15 protein-coding genes and 3 rRNA genes are annotated in these 19,537 nt (G+C 58.3%); 8 read left to right on the forward strand and 10 right to left on the reverse strand.

The window, feature by feature from the left end:
- Positions 1-52: 52 nt before the first annotated feature.
- Positions 53-2,323, reverse strand: coding sequence for a bifunctional metallophosphatase/5'-nucleotidase (locus BN3002_RS01100; RefSeq protein WP_082628469.1), 2,271 nt, complete (start codon positions 2,321-2,323; stop codon positions 53-55).
- A 148-nt stretch (positions 2,324-2,471) separates the two neighbouring features.
- Here BN3002_RS01100 and BN3002_RS01105 point away from each other — a divergent pair, with 148 nt between their 5' ends.
- The 5 genes from BN3002_RS01105 to BN3002_RS01125 are packed head-to-tail and all read left to right on the forward strand — an operon-like array spanning position 2,472 to position 5,678.
- A complete protein-coding gene (locus BN3002_RS01105; RefSeq protein WP_058236207.1) occupies positions 2,472-2,753 on the forward strand; it encodes a hypothetical protein in 282 nt (93 codons plus the stop codon).
- A gap of 15 nt (positions 2,754-2,768) precedes the next feature.
- Positions 2,769-3,896 (forward strand): tape measure protein, encoded by a 1,128-nt coding sequence (locus tag BN3002_RS01110; RefSeq protein WP_058236208.1) that lies wholly within the window; start codon positions 2,769-2,771, stop codon positions 3,894-3,896.
- Between the two features lie 42 nt (positions 3,897-3,938).
- Positions 3,939-4,349, forward strand: a complete 411-nt coding sequence (locus BN3002_RS01115) for a hypothetical protein (RefSeq protein ID WP_058236209.1) — start codon at positions 3,939-3,941, stop codon at positions 4,347-4,349.
- Positions 4,346-4,885, forward strand: a complete 540-nt coding sequence (locus BN3002_RS01120; RefSeq protein ID WP_058236210.1) for a hypothetical protein — start codon at positions 4,346-4,348, stop codon at positions 4,883-4,885. Before BN3002_RS01115 ends, BN3002_RS01120 begins: the two co-directional genes overlap by 4 nt.
- Positions 4,886-4,889: 4 nt before the next feature.
- The gene (locus BN3002_RS01125; RefSeq protein WP_058236211.1) at positions 4,890-5,678 is read left to right on the forward strand and encodes a hypothetical protein; all 789 of its coding nucleotides are present in this window, start codon (positions 4,890-4,892) and stop codon (positions 5,676-5,678) included.
- Between the two features lie 7 nt (positions 5,679-5,685).
- Here BN3002_RS01125 and BN3002_RS01130 read toward each other — a convergent pair whose 3' ends face one another.
- Entirely contained in the window at positions 5,686-6,336 is a 651-nt protein-coding gene (locus tag BN3002_RS01130) for a LuxR C-terminal-related transcriptional regulator (protein ID WP_058236212.1), read from the reverse strand.
- A gap of 13 nt (positions 6,337-6,349) precedes the next feature.
- On the reverse strand, positions 6,350-7,645 hold the full coding sequence (locus tag BN3002_RS01135; RefSeq protein ID WP_058236213.1) for an ATP-binding protein: 1,296 nt from the start codon (positions 7,643-7,645) through the stop codon (positions 6,350-6,352).
- A gap of 113 nt (positions 7,646-7,758) precedes the next feature.
- Here BN3002_RS01135 and BN3002_RS01140 point away from each other — a divergent pair, with 113 nt between their 5' ends.
- Positions 7,759-9,138, forward strand: a complete 1,380-nt coding sequence (locus BN3002_RS01140) for a PspC domain-containing protein (RefSeq protein WP_058236214.1) — start codon at positions 7,759-7,761, stop codon at positions 9,136-9,138.
- A 10-nt stretch (positions 9,139-9,148) separates the two neighbouring features.
- Positions 9,149-9,451 (forward strand): hypothetical protein, encoded by a 303-nt coding sequence (locus tag BN3002_RS01145; RefSeq protein WP_154955683.1) that lies wholly within the window; start codon positions 9,149-9,151, stop codon positions 9,449-9,451.
- A gap of 13 nt (positions 9,452-9,464) precedes the next feature.
- Here the strand turns inward: BN3002_RS01145 and metG are convergent, their stop codons facing one another.
- Both metG and BN3002_RS01155 read right to left on the reverse strand, forming a co-directional pair.
- Entirely contained in the window at positions 9,465-11,270 is a 1,806-nt protein-coding gene (gene metG, locus BN3002_RS01150; RefSeq protein ID WP_058236216.1) for a methionine--tRNA ligase, read from the reverse strand.
- Positions 11,271-11,327: 57 nt separating this feature from the next.
- A complete protein-coding gene (locus BN3002_RS01155; RefSeq protein ID WP_058236217.1) occupies positions 11,328-12,263 on the reverse strand; it encodes an aldo/keto reductase in 936 nt (311 codons plus the stop codon).
- A 134-nt stretch (positions 12,264-12,397) separates the two neighbouring features.
- Here BN3002_RS01155 and BN3002_RS01160 point away from each other — a divergent pair, with 134 nt between their 5' ends.
- On the forward strand, positions 12,398-12,976 hold the full coding sequence (locus BN3002_RS01160; protein ID WP_058236218.1) for an isochorismatase family protein: 579 nt from the start codon (positions 12,398-12,400) through the stop codon (positions 12,974-12,976).
- 20 nt (positions 12,977-12,996) lie between these two features.
- Here the strand turns inward: BN3002_RS01160 and rsmI are convergent, their stop codons facing one another.
- The 5 genes from rsmI to BN3002_RS01185 form a co-directional block, all read right to left on the reverse strand.
- Complete coding sequence (gene rsmI, locus BN3002_RS01165; protein ID WP_058236219.1) at positions 12,997-13,842, reverse strand: 16S rRNA (cytidine(1402)-2'-O)-methyltransferase; 846 nt, start codon at positions 13,840-13,842, stop codon at positions 12,997-12,999.
- 43 nt (positions 13,843-13,885) lie between these two features.
- Positions 13,886-14,098 carry an Rv0909 family putative TA system antitoxin gene (locus BN3002_RS01170; RefSeq protein ID WP_058236220.1) on the reverse strand — a complete coding sequence of 71 codons (213 nt, stop codon included), beginning with the start codon at positions 14,096-14,098 and terminating at the stop codon, positions 13,886-13,888.
- A gap of 212 nt (positions 14,099-14,310) precedes the next feature.
- Positions 14,311-14,429: ribosomal RNA gene (gene rrf / locus BN3002_RS01175) — 5S ribosomal RNA — on the reverse strand.
- 122 nt (positions 14,430-14,551) lie between these two features.
- A 23S ribosomal RNA gene (locus BN3002_RS01180) occupies positions 14,552-17,654 on the reverse strand.
- A 261-nt stretch (positions 17,655-17,915) separates the two neighbouring features.
- A 16S ribosomal RNA gene (locus BN3002_RS01185) occupies positions 17,916-19,466 on the reverse strand.
- Together the 16S, 23S and 5S rRNA genes form the textbook arrangement of a ribosomal RNA operon.
- Between the last annotated feature and the right edge of the window lie 71 nt (positions 19,467-19,537).

Genomic DNA, 19,537 nt, shown 5'->3' on the forward strand with positions numbered 1-19,537 from the left:
GCGCGGGCATTTCCGTACCCGCGCGATGCCCAGGGCGGATGTGACAGCGATCTTAGGCGCGGTGGCGACGCATCGTCAGCGCAGCTCCCACGCCGGCAAGGACCAGGGCAGCAATCGCAACTGAATCGGTGGCACCTGTCCGCGCGATCTTACCGGTCTGAGGGGCACCTGCTGGCGCCTTTCCCTCCTCGACGGGACGCTGGGCGGCCGGGCAGGAGACGCGCACAACCAGGCCATTGGTCGCTGTGACAACATCCCCGGCATCGGTCGACACGGTCAGTGGCAGCTCGACTACCTGTCCGGGGGTCGCCGAGCAGTCAGCCTGAGCAGTCAGTTCAACCTGAGCCTGACCTGCACCATCAGTGGTGATGATGCTGGCCTCCGTATTGGCCTGAGGTTCGACCAGTGAGTTATTCACCTTGGCGGTTGCCTTCTGGCTTCCTGCACTCACGGTGACCGTGTCGGTGATTCCCGGGCCTTCACTGAAGGACAGTCCACGCAGGTCGATCGAGATAACCGAGTTGTTCGGCACCGCCTCACCTGACAGTGACAGGCCGACTGATCCTTTAAGTGCTCGAGGGGCCAGTTCCCCCTCGTGAGCCTTGAGGTACTCATTGAAGTAATCCCTGTCGAGTCCCTGTGAAATGATCGGTTCACCGCCGTTGGTCAGGGCGTCGAAGCTGTCGCCGCCACTAAGCAGGAACGTCACCGACCCCACCGTGTAGGAGGCGTCCTCGTCGATCGGAGCTCCGTTGACGAGAACGGATGTGATGCGCTCACCGTACGGTTTGGCGGGATCATAGGTGTAGGAGACATTGGAGGAAAGGCCAAGCTTGAGCATCGGACGGGAGTTTTGCGAATTGAGGTTGGTCTTCCACTGTTGTTCAAGTGCCTGCTTAATGTCAGAGCCTTTGAGGGTCACGTATCCAATCTGGTTCGAAAATGGCATGACCGCGAATGTGGAGGCGTAGGTGATTTCGCCCTTGTCATTGGCCTGAAGATCGGCTCGCAGGCCACCGGCGTTGATCATTCCGATGTCCACGGGTTTGCCGTCAGGGGTGGTCACGGCGTGACGCATTGCGTCTGCAGCCAGACCTCCCAGTGTTGATTCGATGCCACGGTTGGATCCGGGGCCGGCCGACTCTCCCTCGGCCTTGTCGAAGACTCCGCGTGAGAACTTCGCGTTGGGAGCGATTGTGGCAACAACGCTCTGGCCTTTTTCTTTCGCCATCTTCTCAGCGTTGGTGACGACGTCCTTGATGTCAGGATCCTCGCCGCACTGCGCGATTTCGCTGGCGGGGATCAGGTCCGCGCTGGATTCAACAACTGTGTTCTTCGCAGTGTCGTACTGGATGTGCAGCACGCCGAGGTTGTCGGTGTACGAGCCGGAAGCCACCGCTGAGAGCTTGTTACCTTCGGCTCCGTCCACCATGTCGAAGTCGTATGGCACGTGCGTGTCACCACCCATGAGGCCGTCGACATTCTTCCCCATCTTCGGGAAGTTGTTCTTCACGTCGTCGTCAAGCATGGCGATCACAACGTCGGCCTGTCCGCTCGACTTGAGGGAACCTGCCAGGTCGTTGACAGCCGCAATGGGGTCGTCAAATGTCAGGCCCTCAGTGGTTTTGGGTGAGAGCTTGTAGGGAACGTCCTGCGCTATCGCACCGATGAAAGCGACCTTGACACCGGAGGGCGTGCTCACAATCTTCGTGTCACCCAGGTAGGGTACTTCTTCGCCCTGATCATTACGGTAGGTGCCCATCCCTTTGACATTGGCTGCCAGGTAGGGGAACTGAGCCTGGACGAACTGGTCGGCAGCTGAACCGTCAACCCGCTGCTTGAAGACCTCCTGGCCCATGTCGAGTTCGTGGTTGCCGATCGTCGAGGCATCCGGGCGCAAAAGGTTGAGAGCTTCAATTGTGGGATTATCGTTCAACGAGCCGCTGACGTAGGGACTGGCTCCGATGTTGTCGCCCAGCAGCGTAAACGTCGAGTTGTCGTTGGCTGCACGGGCCTGGTCGAGGTAACACCCAACAGCGGCAAGGCCAGCTTCGGTCACATTCCCGCCCTTCGACGCCTGGGAAATATGACCGTGAACGTCTGTAAGCTTGTACAGATCAAGAGTCACAATATTGTTCTGCCTGGCGGCTCGCTCTGACGTGCGCGGCGCCGGTGCTGGTGCTGGTGAGTCAGAAGAAGCCGACATGGGCTCAGCATCTGACTGCGCCGTGTCGGCCTGTGCGGCTACTCCGAAGCCTAAAGTTACAAACGTGCCGGCTGCAATTCCTGCAGCCACGCGACGACGATACGTGGTATTCACCATTGCTCCTTTACGCGGTCACTAGGTGCGTGCACATCGTAACAAGATGACCTACATCACTCCAAGGGGGCAATTGAAGTTGACATTCTCTGAAGTCCGTAGTTTAAGTCACACCATTGAAAGATCGAATACCCCGCTGTAGCCTCTAAGTATGAATCTGGTAGTAGATACCGCTGAGGCGCATAAGGCTGCCAGCGAGGCACATTCAACCGCCGCAAGTATCCGCAGCATCACGCTCAACGCACCACAGGGAACGGGGCGTTCGGACGCTGCCTGTTCATCCTTCACAACAGCGTTGCAGGAAAGCATCGCCGCAGCAGGCAAGCAGGTCGAGACATTCGCGTCGGGCATGGACACGGCGATCAAGACGTTTGTCCACGTTGATACCACACACCAAGGCCGATTTTCCTCAACCTACACGCAGCAGCCCTAAGGGAATGAGACTGAGATGGCAATTGACACCAGCGTCGAAGCTGATCCGTCGCAGATAGATTCATCTGTCGCATCGCTGAACGCAGCAAAAGACTCACTGGATGACTACGTCGATAACCTTTCGGACGTTCGTCGCTCCACCAGTGATGCTCTGGAGGGCGAAACACATGACGCGTCTGTCAACAAGATCAGCACAGCGATAGATTCTCTGCTCGAGTGCGCAAATTCTTTGGGCAGATTCACAACAGCACTGACAACGTTTTCTGGCACTATCAGAGGAATTCGCAACGATTTTGCTCAAGCACGAAGCACAGCATCCGGCAATGGTCTGATCGTCACGGGCGACGTGATCAACGAACCAACTCCGCCCGTTGGCGACCCCAGTCCTGCTGAAATTGCTGAGTACAACAGGAAGGTCACGGCGTACAACGCCGCGGGTGAAACTGCTTACCAACTGCGTCAAAGTGAGCAGGAAGCGCACGAGACAATGGATAGTGCGTGCGAAGACCAACTCAATTTCCTCGAAGAGCTCATTAAGAGCCTTTTCCCACCAGGTCTTGGGTTGGCTCTGGTACCTTGGGCTTTCTCGCGCGCCAAGAACCTTGGTAAAGCCGCACAGTGGCTGCCGATGGACTCAAGATTCCGTTTCGCGCCACGCGGGGCAGGTGGCAAGTTCGTCTCCCCCAAGAGCATGGGCACGTTCGAGCGGCTTTCATCCATGACCAAAGCGAAGAACTGGATGGCAAAGTCGGGTCAGGCAGGAAGTACCGCTGCGAAGATTTCGAAGGGCGCCTCGAAAATTCTTTCGCATCCTGCCACCAAGTGGGTCGGCAGGGGCATGAATGTCCTCAGTGCCGGACTGAAGGGGTACGAGCAATATCAAGCCGATGCCCATAATCCTCAGATGGGTGAAGGCGAGCGTATCGCGCGTGCCGGTACGCGCGCCGCTGTCAGTGGTGTCAGCAGCTGGGCTGGAGCTACGGCTGGCGCGAAGATCGGCGGTATGATCGGAACGTTTGGTGGACCCGTTGGAATTCTCGCGGGCAGCCTCATCGGCGGTGCAATCGGAGGATTTGCGGCATCGAAGTTTGGGGATGCGGTGGGAGACAGTGCACTGTCACTGGTCTCCAAACTATTCCACTGAACTCATGAGTGACGACGGGCTATTTGAAAGGAGGATCCTGGCTTGATTGCCTTGGGATGTATTTTTGGGATCCTGATGGCTGTGATGTGGGCTTTAGCTATGTTCACTGACACATGGCCAGGGCGTTTTTTCCGCAAGCAGGCGCAGTGGCTTGGTTCTAAGAACTCAATAGCCCTTGGCGAGCCTTCGATCGCTCTTTTCTTCTTCGCTGGTTCTATAGTTCTGGCACTCACAGGCAATCTGCCAGATAGTCAACTTTCCAAACCGCTATCCGCACTCATGCTGGCATTGATTTTTATTCCCATGATTGGCGTCATTCTCAGTTTCTTTAACTTCGATCTTCCCAAACAGATGTATCCCGAATGGCACGAAAAACAGCGCGCTCTGAAAGCCTCGCGCGTGGATCACAGCACTGAGTCCGGTACCGATGTTCAAAGGAGCGATGCACAATGAGTGGCATGACATCTGATAGCTCGACAACAGTTCACGGACATGTCGTCAGTGCCCTCCTTCCAGAGGGGTGGACGCAATTGAAGCCCGACAACCCGGCGGCTTCACAGTCTCAGGGAATTGGCTCGGCAATCGACTGCATCGCTGCGCAGACGCAGAACAGCCGCGATGGCGTATACGCACCGAACCTGGTCGTCACCGTCGCGTCGGTTCCCACCGACCTGGGCGACCTGGAGTGGCGAGACACCACCACGCACGCATTGGTCGACGAAATCCCAGGGTTCGTGCTCCTGGACCTGTCTGAAGTCGCCACGCAGAAATGGAAGGGTTTCGCGCGCCTGGGGTGCTACATCCTCGATGACGAATCCATCACGATACGTCAGTTCACGTGGCTCGATCCAGACCAGCCGCGCGGTTACACGGCAACACTGTCGTGCGCGACCCGCGACTACGGCGCACACTACGAACTTTTCGAAAACGTTGGTGCAAGCCTTGAGGCGATGCCGGCCGCGACAATCGACCACTCACGCGAAGGATAGTTTCATGGCAACTGTGCAGACTACTGCTGGAGGACCCGTCCTCGTCATATCGGAAGACGAATGGAATGAACTGACATCCTTCATCATCAATGGCGAGCCACTGTCAGATCCGGTTCATCGTTCACTGGTGGACGCTCATATCCTTGACGATTCGAGCGACCCGACCCCCACAGCTCTGGAGGCACTTAGCGCAGCATACTCGGTGCGCTCACGATTCCAGGCTCTCGACGTTCGCCCCCATTCAGCCCAGGTCGTTGAAGCGTGGATCAGTTCCAGATCAACAACGATCGCCAAGCACAGCAACGACGGCGTTCACCTCTACGCTCTGCCCCCGGAAGAGGTCCCATCCGTTTTCGGACAATTCCTCGACCTTATGCCTCGTCCCTCTGTTCACGAGGGGCCAATTCTGATGAGTGTGGAGCTGCTGGAAGGGCTGTACTCGGCAGACGGCGCCCGGTGCGACCAGGTGCTGCAAGCTGCTGCTCAGGCAGGAGGCGATGACAGTGCGCTGGCTCGCGAGCTCCAGTCTGGCCAGTGGACTCTGAACTTGCTGACAACTGACGCACTTGCCGCAATGAACGACAACGGGGAGGACCTCAGCGCCGCAGGAGTGCGCCAATGGGAAACAACAGACATGATCATCACGCTGGGTGTCCCCTCGTGTCTGTATGCCATTGTCGTCGTGCCTGAGGAGGCACAGGCCGAGCTTGGCCTGTCGGAGCCCGCACTTTTCGTGGACCCCACCACTGCCCCACCCGTGTGGGCAACCATCACGCAGTGGCTTTTCGCATAACCACTGGTCAGATCAGGTGACGCTGAGCCGCCCACCGGGTCAGTTCATTACGGTTCGACAACTGCAGTTTGCGCAACACCGCTGACACGTGTGTCTCGACAGTTTTCACCGAGATAAACAGCTCGGCTGCAACTTCCTTGTACGTGTAGCCACGCGCAATCAAGCGCATGACTTCCTGCTCGCGCGCTGAAAGCAGATCCAGTTCGTCCTCGTGGGCCGCCACCTCACGCGTGCCGAACGCGTCAAGCACGAAACCTGCCAGGCGGGGCGAAAATGCCGCGTCCCCGCTCGCAACGCGTTTAATGGCTTCCAGCAGGTCGCCAGGTGAAATCGACTTTGTGACATATCCGCGAGCGCCTGCTCTGATCACGCTCACCACATCCTCGGGCGAATCTGACACCGACAGCGCCAGGAAGCGCACCTGCGGGATATCTGCGCAACGCGCCACGACTTCCGCGCCACCACCACCCTGCCCGCCCGGCAAGTGGACATCCAGCAGTGCCACGTCAGGCTGCAGATCACGGCAGGCCGCAACAGCGCCGTCCACATCAGCGGCCTGGCCCACCACGGTCAGGTCAGCGCCCGATTCTTCCAGTTCGGAACGCACACCTGCTCTCACCAGAGGATGGTCATCGATGACGACGATGCGAATACTCACCAGTTCTTCCCTCTCAGTTTTCAGTGGTCTCCGAGGGCGCAGGGTCGCCCTCGTCGATGGGGACATTCATGTGGATCTCGGTACCAGATGACAGGCGACGGATCGTCACCGTGCCGCCGACCCGGTCGATTCTGCCGATAATGGAGTGTCGGATGCCGTGGCGATCGTCAGGGATTGTGTCCACGTCGAAGCCCTTGCCCTGATCTTTCACGTAGACATCAAGGCTGATTGAGCCGACTTCCGCGTAGATGGTGACCGGTGGGCGACCATGACGCACAGCGTTCGTGGCGGCCTCGGTGGTGGCGGCAACCAGGGCGAGGGCCTGAACGGTGGGCACGCAATCTCCCACGCTTACGACCTCGATCGGGACGCCGTAGCGGGATTCGACGTTCTCAACGGACTCGCGAAGAGCTGCGGCAAAGGAGTCGGACACTTCGTGGTGACCCGTGTACAGCCAGGATCGCAGTTCGCGTTCCTGACGCAGCGCCAATGCTGAAACGCGGGTCGGATCCTGGGCGTGAGCGCGTATCAGTGTCAGCGTCTGCAGGACTGAATCGTGCAGGTGAGCGGCAATATCTGCGCGTTCGGCGTCGCGCACCTGCTGTTCACGTGTCGCTGACAGGTTCGTTGAGGCTCTCAGCCACAGCGGAGCAATCGCGAAGATCAGTCCACCGATCAGCACCACGCCGACGAACAGGGAGCGAGTCACCAGGAAACGTGACGTGCTGCCGAAGAACAGGGCGAAAATGCCGAGCAGGAAGAATGCGACGCCGGCGGCGATCAGTACGATGTTCAGCGCGCTGAGTTTCTTGCGGCGCGAGGCGCTCTGGCTCCACACCAGTGCCAGTCCGACGATGGAGGCGAGTATGGCGGGGATGTCAACGGCCTGGGCGACGTTGAGTACCACGAGGATCGCCAGAACAGTGGCGAGGCCGATCGCGATCAGTCCGGCGGCAAGCAGCTGGGCGGATACGCCTTTGGATCGGGCTGAAAAGGTCGATCGCGTCAAAGGGGTGGCGAGCGCGCCATCTGATCGGCTTGTGCGCCTGCCGCGGTCCACCTGCATGGTGACGGCGAACCAGACGTACAGGAGAATGCCGATTCCCACCGTGCACAACAACAGGCAGATCGCGCGGACGATCCATACATGTAATCCGATATGGACGCTAATGCCGGAGCAGACGCCGGCCAGGATCGGACGCGGCATGGCCTGTGAGGAATGTGTGGCGCGGATCAGCGGTGGACGTGAGGAGTCATGGCGGGCAGGCGGAATCCACCCGTTGTCGCGCTCACGATTGGCTGCTGTCACTGTTCTATCTTGGCATCAAAACCGCTCCGAGCCGTGATTCTCAGCTTCTTTTCAGGGGGGAATCAGGGCTCTCCCCGATAGATGTAAACGACTCAGTCTGCCACAGTAGTTTCATGAGTTATTCAGCAGGCACACCCTTCACCGATCCCGGGTCCTCATCGTTTTTCGATTCCATCCGTCGGTCAGGCTGGTTTCGCGGTGAGGATCGCCTGGTCGGAGGCGTATGCGCCGGCATGTCTGCGCGCACTGGCTGGAATCTGGCATTCGTGCGGGCAATGGCGATTGTTCTGGGATTGCTGTGTTCCGTTTTCATCTTGCCTGCCTATGGACTGGCATGGGCTTTCCTGCCTGAGTACCGCGACGGCCGTATTCACTGTGAACAGCTGATCCGATTCGGCACATTCGATGTGGGGTTTGCGGGCGCACTGGTGACAACTCTGGTCGGACTGGCTTCCAGTGCTGCAGTGCCGTGGATCTACCCACTCGTCATTCTTGGCGCGATCATCCTGACCATTATGGCGATTGCCGGTGCGGTGCAGTACACGCGTAACCATCAGAAAGGCGCGCTACCACATGTGCCACCATCCAGCTATGTCCCCGCCAGCGCGCCTCGGCCTGTGAGTGCGCCAACACCATCTCCTGCCACCGGCACGCCGAACAATCCGTGGACGGTGCCACCTGCGCAGCGACCGGCCTCGCCCTCTGTGCCGATGCCGGCGAACCTGGCCATTACCGGCCTCATTGTCCTTGCTCTTGCAGCAGCGTGCGCGTTGGTCGTTCAGGAAGGTCTGGGCGGCGTGGATGCGGTACGCGTGTTCGTGGTTCTGACAGCGAGCGTTCTCGTGGGGCTCGGCATAGTCCTTGCGTTCACGGCTTTTCGAGGGCGTCGCGCGCCATGGCTGATCTGCCTGTCCGTTCTTGTGGCAGTATGCTCTCCACTTGTACTGGCTGTGGGCTACGCCGAATACGAGCAGGAGCAATACCTGCAGACCCTGGAGAGCGAAGAACCGGGTATGGCAGAGGCAGACACGGCCGTGACATACGACTGGACTGCGACGCAATTATCCGACACTGGTTCAATCACTCTGGATCTTTCGCAGGCGCCGGCAGATGCGCTCAAGACGATCCGTCTGGACGATATTGGTGGCGATGTGACGATCGTGATGCGTCAAAATCAGCCGGTGGGGTTTCATCTGTATAGCTCGGTCGGTCTGATCCGCTCGGACTACTGGCTGGATGCACAAGGAGGCCGGGTGTCCAGCCCATGGATTCCGGAAGTGCAGTTCGTGTCAGAGGAACTGGCATTCCGCAATGATTTTTGGTCTCCTGAGCACGGGATCAACCTGGAAATCACCAATGTGTACGGCAGCGTCACCATCATCGAGTCTGCGCCTGCAGATATCTCCGGTGACACGATCCAGAGCGGCGACCTGTCTCAAAGCGGCGCACAGTCAGGAGACACTGCTCAATCATCTTCACGCAGCAATGGATAAGGATGCAGCAATGAGCGACGAATCAACACCAGAGAAGACCGACACTGAGGCGCAGCCCGACAGCGCGGACTGGCGCTCTGCCGAGCAAGGCGAAAATCCTGCGGCACCCGCGTTGCCGCCCCCGCCACCTCCATCCGTCAACGTTGGGCAGCTCATCTGGGCGGCAATTATCATCATGGCAGGAGTCCTCGTGTTCATCGTGGGAATTCATTCCACGGTCAACATGTCAATCCTGCTCATCGGATCACTGATCCTGCTGGGCCTGGGACTGATCGTCGCGGCAGTAGTCACGGCACGTAAAGAGGGCCGCTAGCTACGCGGCACTGTCAGGCCTGAGCCCGCTCCAGCTCCTCGTCGACAATGGCGTCGTCAAGCTTACGGAAGACGGGCGCGGGTTTGGCGATCGGACGGCCAACCTCAATATCATGGCGCTTCCACTCAGGAACATGCGTGTAGTCGCCGGTCAGAATCGGGTAGCGTCGCGGTGAGCCATCCTCGTTCGTCACGTCCAGATCTTCAACCTCATCGATGCGCGGCATGGGGGCGATGGTGCCCTCGCCGCCCATCACGGTGTCCACGTCGTTGGCTGAGTGCGGCAGGAACGGGCTGAGCATAATGTTCAGGTCGCTCACCACCTGCGCCAGTGTCCACAAGATTGTTGCCAGACGAGGGCGCTCCTCCTCGGCCTTCAACTTGAACGGCGCCTGATCAGTCACGTACTTGTTCGCCAGGCCGACCAGGTGCATTGCCTGGCCCAGCGCGGCTTTCTGATGATGCGTGCGGATGAGCGAGCCGACCTCATCAAAGCCGGCTTCAACTGCGTCCAGCAATGCGCGGTCATCGTCGGTGAGTTCTCCGGGCTGCGGGATTTCACCAAAGCGCTTGTGGATCATCGATGCGGTGCGGTTGACCAGGTTGCCCCACCCTGCCACCAGCTCCGAATTGGTTCGGCGCACGAACTCCGTCCACGTGAAGTCCGCGTCGGATGTTTCCGGGCCGGCCGCGCTGATGAAATAACGCAGCGCGTCAGGCTGGTAGCGGCTGAGCATGTCTCGCACGTAGATGACAATGCCGCGTGAGGAGGCAAACTTCTTGCCTTCCATGGTGAGAAACTCAGACGAGACCACTTCTGTGGGCAGGTTCAAATGCCCGAGGTCACCCGGCTCGCCACCCTTCGCACCTTCACCGTTGTATCCGAGCAGTTCAGCCGGCCAGATCTGCGAGTGGAAGACAATGTTGTCCTTGCCCATGAAGTAGTAGGACAGCGCCTCCGGGTCGTTCCACCATTTGCGCCACGCGTCAGGATCGCCGCTTCGGCGCGCCCACTCGATCGATGCGGACAGGTAGCCGACGACCGCGTCAAACCAGACGTACAGGCGCTTGGAGGGCTGGTCTTCCCACCCTGGAACCGGGATTCCCCAGTCAATGTCGCGAGTCATGGCACGCGGCCGGATTTCCTTGAGGAAGTTCTGAGAGAACTTGATGACGTTCGGACGCCACGTGCCGGACTCTTCACGCTCATCCAGCCACTTCGACAACGCAGCGGCCAGGGAGGGCAAGTCGAGGAAGTAGTGGTCCGTGGAGACGAACTCGGGTGTCTCACCGTTAATGCGTGAATGCGGGTTGATCAGATCTGTCGGGTCAAGCTGGTTGCCGCAGTTGTCGCACTGGTCGCCGCGCGCTCCCTCGGCCCCACACAGTGGGCACGTGCCCTCGATGTAACGGTCCGGCAAGGTGCGTCCCGTCGAGGGAGAGATTGCGCCTCGCGTGGTTTCCACCAGCATGTAGCCGTTGTCTCGGACAACCTCAAACATGGCGCGCACAACGTTGTAGTGATTACCGGTGGTGGTGCGCGTAAACAGGTCGTAGGACAGGCCCAGTGCCTGCAGGTCTTCGACAATCAGGCGGTTATTGCGGTCGGCAAGTTCGCGGGCGGTGACGTGTTCCTGGTCAGCCGCCACCAGGATCGGTGTGCCGTGCTCGTCCGTTCCCGACACCATCAGGACGTCGTGCCCCGCCATTCGCATATAGCGGGAGAACACGTCAGAGGGAACACCGAAACCAGCAACATGACCAATGTGGCGCGGCCCGTTAGCGTAGGGCCACGCGACGGCAGACAGAATACGACTCATACCCTTAGCCTAGACTGATTTTCCGCCTGTGAGGAACGGGCCGGGGCCGGTCGTGACCTAAAGCCCATCCGACAGGCGCGTCAGTTCGTCAATCTCCTCCTGGCTCAACTCCACGGAGCTGGCCTGCATGATGCCTTCGAGCTGCCCGAGGTTACGTGCCGAGGCGAGCGGTGCAGCAATGGTGGGCTGCGCGATCAGCCAGGCGAGGGCGACAGCAGCCGGTGCCACATCCTTATCGCGGGCAATGCGCGTCACCGCGTCAACCACGTCGAACGCCTGAGCGGACACGTACGGAGCCACCATTCCGGCTCGGTCGCCTTCCAGCTTGTCGCCGCGGTGATACTTACCGGTCAGGAAACCGGAAGCCAGCGAGAAATAAGGGAAGACACCCAGGTTCCATTCGCGCGCAATGTCAAGGCGCTCTGATTCAAATTCGGCTCGGTGTACGACATTGAAGTGCGGCTGCAGGGCGATCGGCATGTGGTAGCCATGTTCGCGCGCGGCGTTGCACCATGCGCGCAGGCGATCCGGCTCCAGGTTGGACATTCCGATTTCACGGATGGTGCCTTGTTCAACCAGGTCATGAAACGCGCTGGCGACCTCATCAATGGGAACGTCGGGTTCGTCGAAGTGTGCGTAGTACAGGTCGATCGTGCCAATGCCCAGGCGTTCGCACGATTCTTCCACGGCAGCGTGAATGTTCTCCGGTCGCAATCCCTTGCGGGAGTCCTTGGATCCAACTTTGGTGGCAATCAGCAGGCGGTCGCGGTTGCCGGGGCGTGCAAGCCACGGCTTCATGGCCAGTTCGGATTCGCCTCCCTCGTGACCATCCACCCATGCAGAGTAGACGTCGGCGGTGTCGACGAGCGTTCCGCCCAGATCGGCGTACGCGTCCAAAATGTCGGCAGTCATCGCCTCATCGGCAGTCCACCCGAAGGTGTTGCCGCCCAACGCGACACCTGAAATATCCCAATGCCTGTCACCAAGTTTCATATCTTCAGCCTAAGCAAGAGGAGACATATTCGCACGCGCTTCGCGCCTGTCGGTTCGCACTTTCGCTGCCGTACATCTACAGTTAAGACCAACCCACAAAGGTGTGCATATGCACCGAATCATGAGGAGGAACCGTGTCCCGCGCGCTCATCATCGTCGATGTCCAACCGACATTCTGCGAAGGCGGTGAACTCGGAGTCGAGGGCGGCAACGCGGTTGCGCAGCGTATCGCCGTTTTTGTGAGCAGCCACCCGGATACGTACGACCTCATTGCGACCACCCAGGACTGGCACATTGACCCAGGTGCACATTTTTCCGACGAGCCGGATTTCGTCGACTCATGGCCGCCTCACGGTGTTGCCGGCACACCGAATGCGGAAGTCCACCAGGCACTCAGTGATGTTCCCGTCGACATTGCCGTCAAGAAGGGCCAGTACGAGGCTGCTTATTCAGGGTTCGAGGGTGTCGCAGACGATGGCACCACCCTGGCCGACGCACTTCACCACGCGGGGATCACTGACGTGGATGTGGTGGGACTGGCTGAGTCTCATTGCGTGTGCGATACGGCAATCGATGCGGTTCGTGAGCAGTTCACGGTTCGCGTGTTTTCAGATTTGACGGCGCCGGTGAGCGAAGAGCTTGGTGTCAAGGCTCGTGAACGCATGAACGAGGAGGGCGTGCAGCAGCTCGCATCCACTGCTGCGACGTTCTAGCCGCGCCGCCGCACAGCCTCCTACCGAGCTTTCAGCGCTTCCCGGTACAGGTCATTGCGGCGCGCACCCGTTGCTTGCGCGACCTGAGCGGCAGCGTCTTTCAGGCGCATACCTTCGTCAACAAGGGCAAGGACGGCCTGCACATGGTCCCGTGCGTTCACGCTCTGAGTGGCGCCTTGAACGACAATGGTGATCTCACCGAGCACGTCGCCCTGCGTAGCGTCGACCAGTTCCGCCAGGGTTCCGCGCATGATTTCTTCGTGCACTTTGGTCAGCTCTCGGCACACGACCGCGCGCCTGGCGCCACCGAAGTGCTCAGACATCAACGACAGCGTGGCATGAACCCGGCGCGGTGATTCGAAGAAAATCAGAGTATGCGGGTCGCGTGCCAGTTCCTTGAGTGTGCGCTCAGCTTCTCCCTGTTTGCGTGGCAGGAATCCTTCAAAGGCGAAGCGGTCTGATGGCAGACCCGACACAGCGAGGGCCGTTACTGGAGCGGAAGGGCCTGGCAGGGCGGTGACGCGTACTCCCTCGTCAATAGCTCCGTGAACGATGCGATAGCCCGGATCGGAGACTGTCGGCATGCCGGCATCGGAGACGACGAGGATGCGTGCACCTGATTTTGCCTGGCTGATGAGTGCGCCCGCGCGCTCGCCCTCGTTGTGGTCGTGGAGGGCGAGGATGGATCCTGCAATGTGGACACCGAGGCGCGAGGCCAATGCACGGACTCGGCGCGTGTCTTCGGCGGCAACGACATCTGCCTGCTGGAGGGCTGCGCACAGCCGAGGCGACGCGTCGTTGACATCGCCGATCGGTGTTGCGGCCACAATAATGCACGAAGCTGGTAGGGACTGGTTCTCATTCACGAGACCATTCTGCCCTACCAGCTCGAATTATGACATGAAGTTCTTACTTGGCTTCTGCCTGGGGATCCTCGGCGCCAGCTTCGTCTTTGTGACCGATCTTGCTGGAGATCGCGTCGCGCGCTGAGTCGATCTTATCGTCGTACTTGTGGTCGGTGGCGTTCTTGGCTGATTCCGACACGTTGTTCAGCACATCGTCTGCCTTGCCGGAGTTCTGCACCGCGTCGGTCGCCTTGTTCTTCAGATCGTCAAAGTTCATGTCTGTCTCCATTCGTTGTCGGTGGCCTTAATGCCGATCTCATAATAGCTATTCGCCGCGGCGTATGTGATGTGAAACATGAAATGCTGGTTGACTGGGTATCCGGTCGGTCAGCCCCGCTGGGTGTGCGGGCTTGCGTGTGCGCGTAAAAAAGGGGGGGTGGGGTACGTGCCTGTCTCCAGGCCTGTACCCCACCCCCAACTCACGGTTGATTGCGGCAGTGTCTTACTCTCCCACGACCCCCCGGTCGCAGTACCATCAGCGCAAAGGCGGCTTAGCTTCCGGGTTCGGAAAGGAGCCGGGCGTTTCCCGCCTGCCATGAGCCACCGCAAAAAATGTCACCCACCCACCGTATGTGGGTTGAGTGTGTACCGCACAGTGATTGCAAGCACCACACCCCAAACATAGGGTGCACGTGTTTTCTCGCTTCGCCCCACACACTAGTGTGGAGTGTTGGTTTAGAATCGGCCCATTAGTACCAGTCGGCTCACAACACCTCACAATGCTTCCACCTCTGGCCTATCAACCCAGTCATCTACTGGGGACCTCCCACCCCCCAAAAAGGGGGGCACGGAAACCTCATCTCGAAGAAAGCTTCCCGCTTAGATGCTTTCAGCGGTTATCCCAACCGAACGTAGCCAACCAGCAATGCACCTGGCAGTACAACTGGCACACCAGAGGTTCGTCCATCCCGGTCCTCTCGTACTAGGGACGGGCCTTCATCAAGTTTCCAACGCGCGCAGCGGATAGGGACCGAACTGTCTCACGACGTTCTAAACCCAGCTCGCGTACCGCTTTAATGGGCGAACAGCCCAACCCTTGGGACCAACTCCAGCCCCAGGATGCGACGAGCCGACATCGAGGTGCCAAACCATGCCGTCGATATGGACTCTTGGGCAAGATCAGCCTGTTATCCCCGGGGTACCTTTTATCCGTTGAGCGACCACGCTTCCACAAGCCATGGCCGGATCACTAGTTCCTACTTTCGTACCTGCTCCACCCGTCAGTGTCACAGTCAAGCCCTCTTGTGCACTTACACTCACCACCTGATCACCAACCAGGCTGAGAGAACCTTTGAGCGCCTCCGTTACCCTTTAGGAGGCAACCGCCCCAGTTAAACTACCCACCAGGCACTGTCCCCAAACCCGATCAGGGCTCCAAGTTAGATGCATACTTGAACCAGAATGGTATTTCACCAACGACTCCACCACACCTAGCGGCACGGCATCACAGTCTCCCACCTATCCTACACAAGCACAAACACACACCAATACCAAGCTATAGTAAAGGTCCCGGGGTCTTTCCGTCCTGCTGCGCGAAACGAGCATCTTTACTCGTACTGCAATTTCACCGAGATCACGGTCGAGACAGCGGAGAAGTCGTTACGCCATTCGTGCAGGTCGGAACTTACCCGACAAGGAATTTCGCTACCTTAGGATGGTTATAGTTACCACCGCCGTTTACTGGGGCTTAAATTCAAACCTTCACCACAAAAAAGCAGTTAAGTCGTCCTCTTAACCTTCCAGCACCGGGCAGGCGTCAGTGCGTATACAGCGCCTTACGGCTTAGCACACACCTATGTTTTTAATAAACAGTCGCTTCTCCCAATTCTCTGCGACCCCAATCAGCACCAAGCCGACGAACAGCAGGCACACCAGCAGGGCCCCCCTTATCCCAAAGTTACGGGGGCAATTTGCCGAATTCCTTAACCATGATTCACTCGCACGCCTCGGTATACTCTACCTGACCACCAGAGTCGGTTTAGGGTACGGGCGCTCATCTTCCTCACATCCAGGCTTTTCTCGGCAGTACAGGATCACCACTAGCCACCCCAACAGGCAGCCCCATCAGCCCTCACCCACGCGATCAAACGCAGCTTCCCGGATTTCACCCAAGAAACAGGCCACAACCTTAGACACACATAACCACCAGTGTGCAGCAACTACCTCCCTGCGTCACCCCAATGCTCACCACACACCCCACACCACACACAGCCACACTCAGCATCATCCCGAAAGACAACACCACGCACGGCAAGCACACGACGCGAAAGCATGCAGCGTTAGACGGAAAACAAACGGTACCAGAATATCAACTGGTCACCCATCGACTACGCCTGTCGGCCTCGCCTTAGGACCCGACTAACCCAGGGCGGACAAACCTGCCCCTGGAACCCTTAGTCAATCAGCGCGTAGGATTCTCACCCACGAAACGCTACTCATGCCTGCATTCTCACTCCCACCCCGTCCACCACCCATCACCAGGCAGCTTCACCCAGAGCAGGACGCTCCCCTACCCAAAAACAAAAAGTTATTGCCACGGCTTCGGCGGCACGCTTAAGCCCCGCTACATTATCGGCGCACAACCACTCGACCAGTGAGCTATTACGCACTCTTTCAAGGATGGCTGCTTCTAAGCCAACCTCCTGGCTGTCAACGCGACTCCACATCCTTTCCCACTCAGCGCACGCTTAGGGGCCTTAGCCGATGATCTGGGCTGTTTCCCTCTCGACCACGAAGCTTATCCCCCGCAGTCTCACTGCCACACCCACTTGAAATGGCATTCGGAGTTTAGCTGACGTCAGTAACCAACACGGCCCATCAACCAACCAGTAGCTCTACCTCCACCAAGCCCAGTGTGACGCTGCACCTAAATGCATTTCGGGGAGAACCAGCTATCACGGAGTTTGATTGGCCTTTCACCCCTACCCACAGTTCATCCCCCAGGTTTTCAACCCTGGTGGGTACGGGCCTCCACCACGTCTTACCATAGCTTCACCCTGACCATAGGTAGATCACCCCGCTTCGGGTCCACAACACGCGACACACGCCCAAAATTAAGACTCGCTTTCGCTACGCATCCCCCACACGGGTTAAGCACGCCACGCATCACTGACTCGCAGGCTCATTCTTCAAAAGGCACGCCATCACCCAACAAAAGCAGGCTCTGACGGCTTACAGGCACCCGGTTTCAGGCACTATTTCACTCCCCTCCCGGGGTACTTTTCACCATTCCCTCACGGTACTATGCACTATCGGTCACCAAAAAGTATTCAGGCTTACCAGGTGGTCCTGGCAGATTCACACGAGATTCCACGAGCCCCGCACTACTCGGGCACCCCTTTGGCACACACGCACACACACAGCTACACGACTATCACGCACTTCGGTCACCCATCCCAAGATGTTCACCACACGCACACGCACACACCCCCACCCCCGGCAGAAGATGAGAAAAAAGAGCCCCACAACCCCGCACACGCAACCCCCGCCGAGTCACACACGCACACGGTTTAGCCATCATCCGCTTTCGCTCACCACTACTGACGAAATATCTTCTCCTACGGGTACTAAGATGTTTCACTTCCCCGCGTTCCCCCTACCACCCTATGAATTCAGATGATAGTGACCAGGCACAACCCCAGCCAGGTTCCCCCATTCGGACACCCTCAGATCAACGCTCGCTCGCCAACTCCCCAAGGATTATCGCAGGCCGCCACGTCCTTCATCAGCTCTTGGTACCAAGGCATCCACCGAATGCCCACAAAAACTAAACACAACACAAACATGAAAACATGCAAAAACAACAAAACACAGAAAACACAATAAAGATGCTCACAACCACTATACAGTTCACAAACAACCCACCACACACCCAACCACCACAACAGCAGCCAGACGCAGGCAACACACACTTCCAAAACACACAGGAATTGAAAGAAAACCCGACAATGTGTCTGCTCCGCCAACACTTGCAACCCCACAACGCGCCCCACCCCAAAAAGAGCAGAAACAAACGCACAAACAGGGCTCCCTAGAAAGGAGGTGATCCAGCCGCACCTTCCGGTACGCCTACCTTGTTACGACTTCGTCCCAATCGCCAATCCCACCGTCACCTGCTCCCCCCAAAAAGGTTAAGCCACAAGCTTCGGGTGTTACCAACTTTCGTGACGTGACGGGCGGTGTGTACAAGGCCCGAGAACGTATTCACCGCAGCGTAGCTGATCTGCGATTACTAGCGACTCCACCTTCACGAGGTCGAATTGCAGACCCCGATCCGAACTGAGACAAGCTTTAAAGGATTCGCTCCACCTCACAGCATCGCAACCCTCTGTACCTGCCATTGTAGCATGCGTGAAGCCCAAGACATAAGGGGCATGATGATTTGACGTCATCCCCACCTTCCTCCGAGTTAACCCCGGCAGTCCCCCACGAGTCCCCACCATAACGCGCTGGCAACATAGGGCAAGGGTTGCGCTCGTTGCGGGACTTAACCCAACATCTCACGACACGAGCTGACGACAACCATGCACCACCTGCACACCCCCAACCAAATGCACACCTATCTCTAGGCGCTCAGGGCGCATGTCAAGCCTTGGTAAGGTTCTTCGCGTTGCATCGAATTAATCCGCATGCTCCGCCGCTTGTGCGGGCCCCCGTCAATTCCTTTGAGTTTTAGCCTTGCGGCCGTACTCCCCAGGCGGGGCACTTAAAGCGTTAGCTACGGCGCAGAAACCAAGGGCGGCCCCCACACCTAGTGCCCAACGTTTACAGCATGGACTACCAGGGTATCTAATCCTGTTCGCTCCCCACGCTTTCGCTCCTCAGCGTCAGTAACGGCCCAGAGACCCGCCTTCGCCACCGGTGTTCCTCCTGATATCTGCGCATTCCACCGCTACACCAGGAATTCCAATCTCCCCTACCGCACTCAAGCCTGCCCGTACCCACCGCACACCCCCAGTTAAGCCAGAGGATTACACGACAGGCGCGACAAACCGCCTACAAGCCCTTTACGCCCAATAAATCCGGACAACGCTCGCGCCCTACGTATTACCGCGGCTGCTGGCACGTAGTTAGCCGGCGCTTCTTTACCCGCTACACTCACCACTACCCAAATAGCGGCTTGCACACGAGCGAAAGAGGTTCACAACCCGAAGGCCTCCATCCCTCACGCGGCGTCGCTGCATCAAGGTTCCCCCCATTGTGCAAAATTCCCCACTGCTGCCTCCCGTAGGAGTCTGGGCCGTATCTCAGTCCCAATGTGACCGCCCACCCTCTCAGGCCGGCTACCCGTCAAAGCCTTGGTAAGCCATCACCCCACCAACAAGCTGATAAGCCGCGAGCCCATCTCCCTCCAGAAACCACAAAGGCCCCTTTCCCACACCCCCCATGCGGAAAGCGCAGAACATCCAGTACTAGCACCCATTTCTGAGCGTTATCCCAAAGAAAAAGGCAGGTTCCTCACGTGTTACTCACCCGTTCGCCACTCTCACCACACAACCACAAAGGCCACGCAGATCCCGTTCGACTTGCATGTGTTAAGCACGCCGCCAGCGTTCGTCCTGAGCCAGGATCAAACTCTCCAAACAAAAAACAAAAACCATAATCTGCTCAGAAAACAACCACCCCACAACAGGGCAGCCAATCCCAACCAAAACCC

Origin of the sequence: Actinomyces ihuae (assembly GCF_001457875.1) — a bacterium.
GTDB classification, from domain to species: Bacteria; Actinomycetota; Actinomycetes; order Actinomycetales; family Actinomycetaceae; genus Pauljensenia; species Pauljensenia radingae_A.

Coding starts and splice junctions, on each gene's coding strand:
- BN3002_RS01100 (WP_082628469.1), bottom strand. CDS start 2,323: ATGGTGAATACCACGTATCGTCGTCGCGTGGCTGCAGGAATTGCAGCC.
- BN3002_RS01105 (WP_058236207.1), top strand. CDS start 2,472: ATGAATCTGGTAGTAGATACCGCTGAGGCGCATAAGGCTGCCAGCGAG.
- BN3002_RS01110 (WP_058236208.1), top strand. CDS start 2,769: ATGGCAATTGACACCAGCGTCGAAGCTGATCCGTCGCAGATAGATTCA.
- BN3002_RS01120 (WP_058236210.1), top strand. CDS start 4,346: ATGAGTGGCATGACATCTGATAGCTCGACAACAGTTCACGGACATGTC.
- BN3002_RS01125 (WP_058236211.1), top strand. CDS start 4,890: ATGGCAACTGTGCAGACTACTGCTGGAGGACCCGTCCTCGTCATATCG.
- BN3002_RS01140 (WP_058236214.1), top strand. CDS start 7,759: ATGAGTTATTCAGCAGGCACACCCTTCACCGATCCCGGGTCCTCATCG.
- BN3002_RS01145 (WP_154955683.1), top strand. CDS start 9,149: ATGAGCGACGAATCAACACCAGAGAAGACCGACACTGAGGCGCAGCCC.
- metG (WP_058236216.1), bottom strand. CDS start 11,270: ATGAGTCGTATTCTGTCTGCCGTCGCGTGGCCCTACGCTAACGGGCCG.
- BN3002_RS01155 (WP_058236217.1), bottom strand. CDS start 12,263: ATGAAACTTGGTGACAGGCATTGGGATATTTCAGGTGTCGCGTTGGGC.
- BN3002_RS01170 (WP_058236220.1), bottom strand. CDS start 14,098: ATGAACTTTGACGATCTGAAGAACAAGGCGACCGACGCGGTGCAGAAC.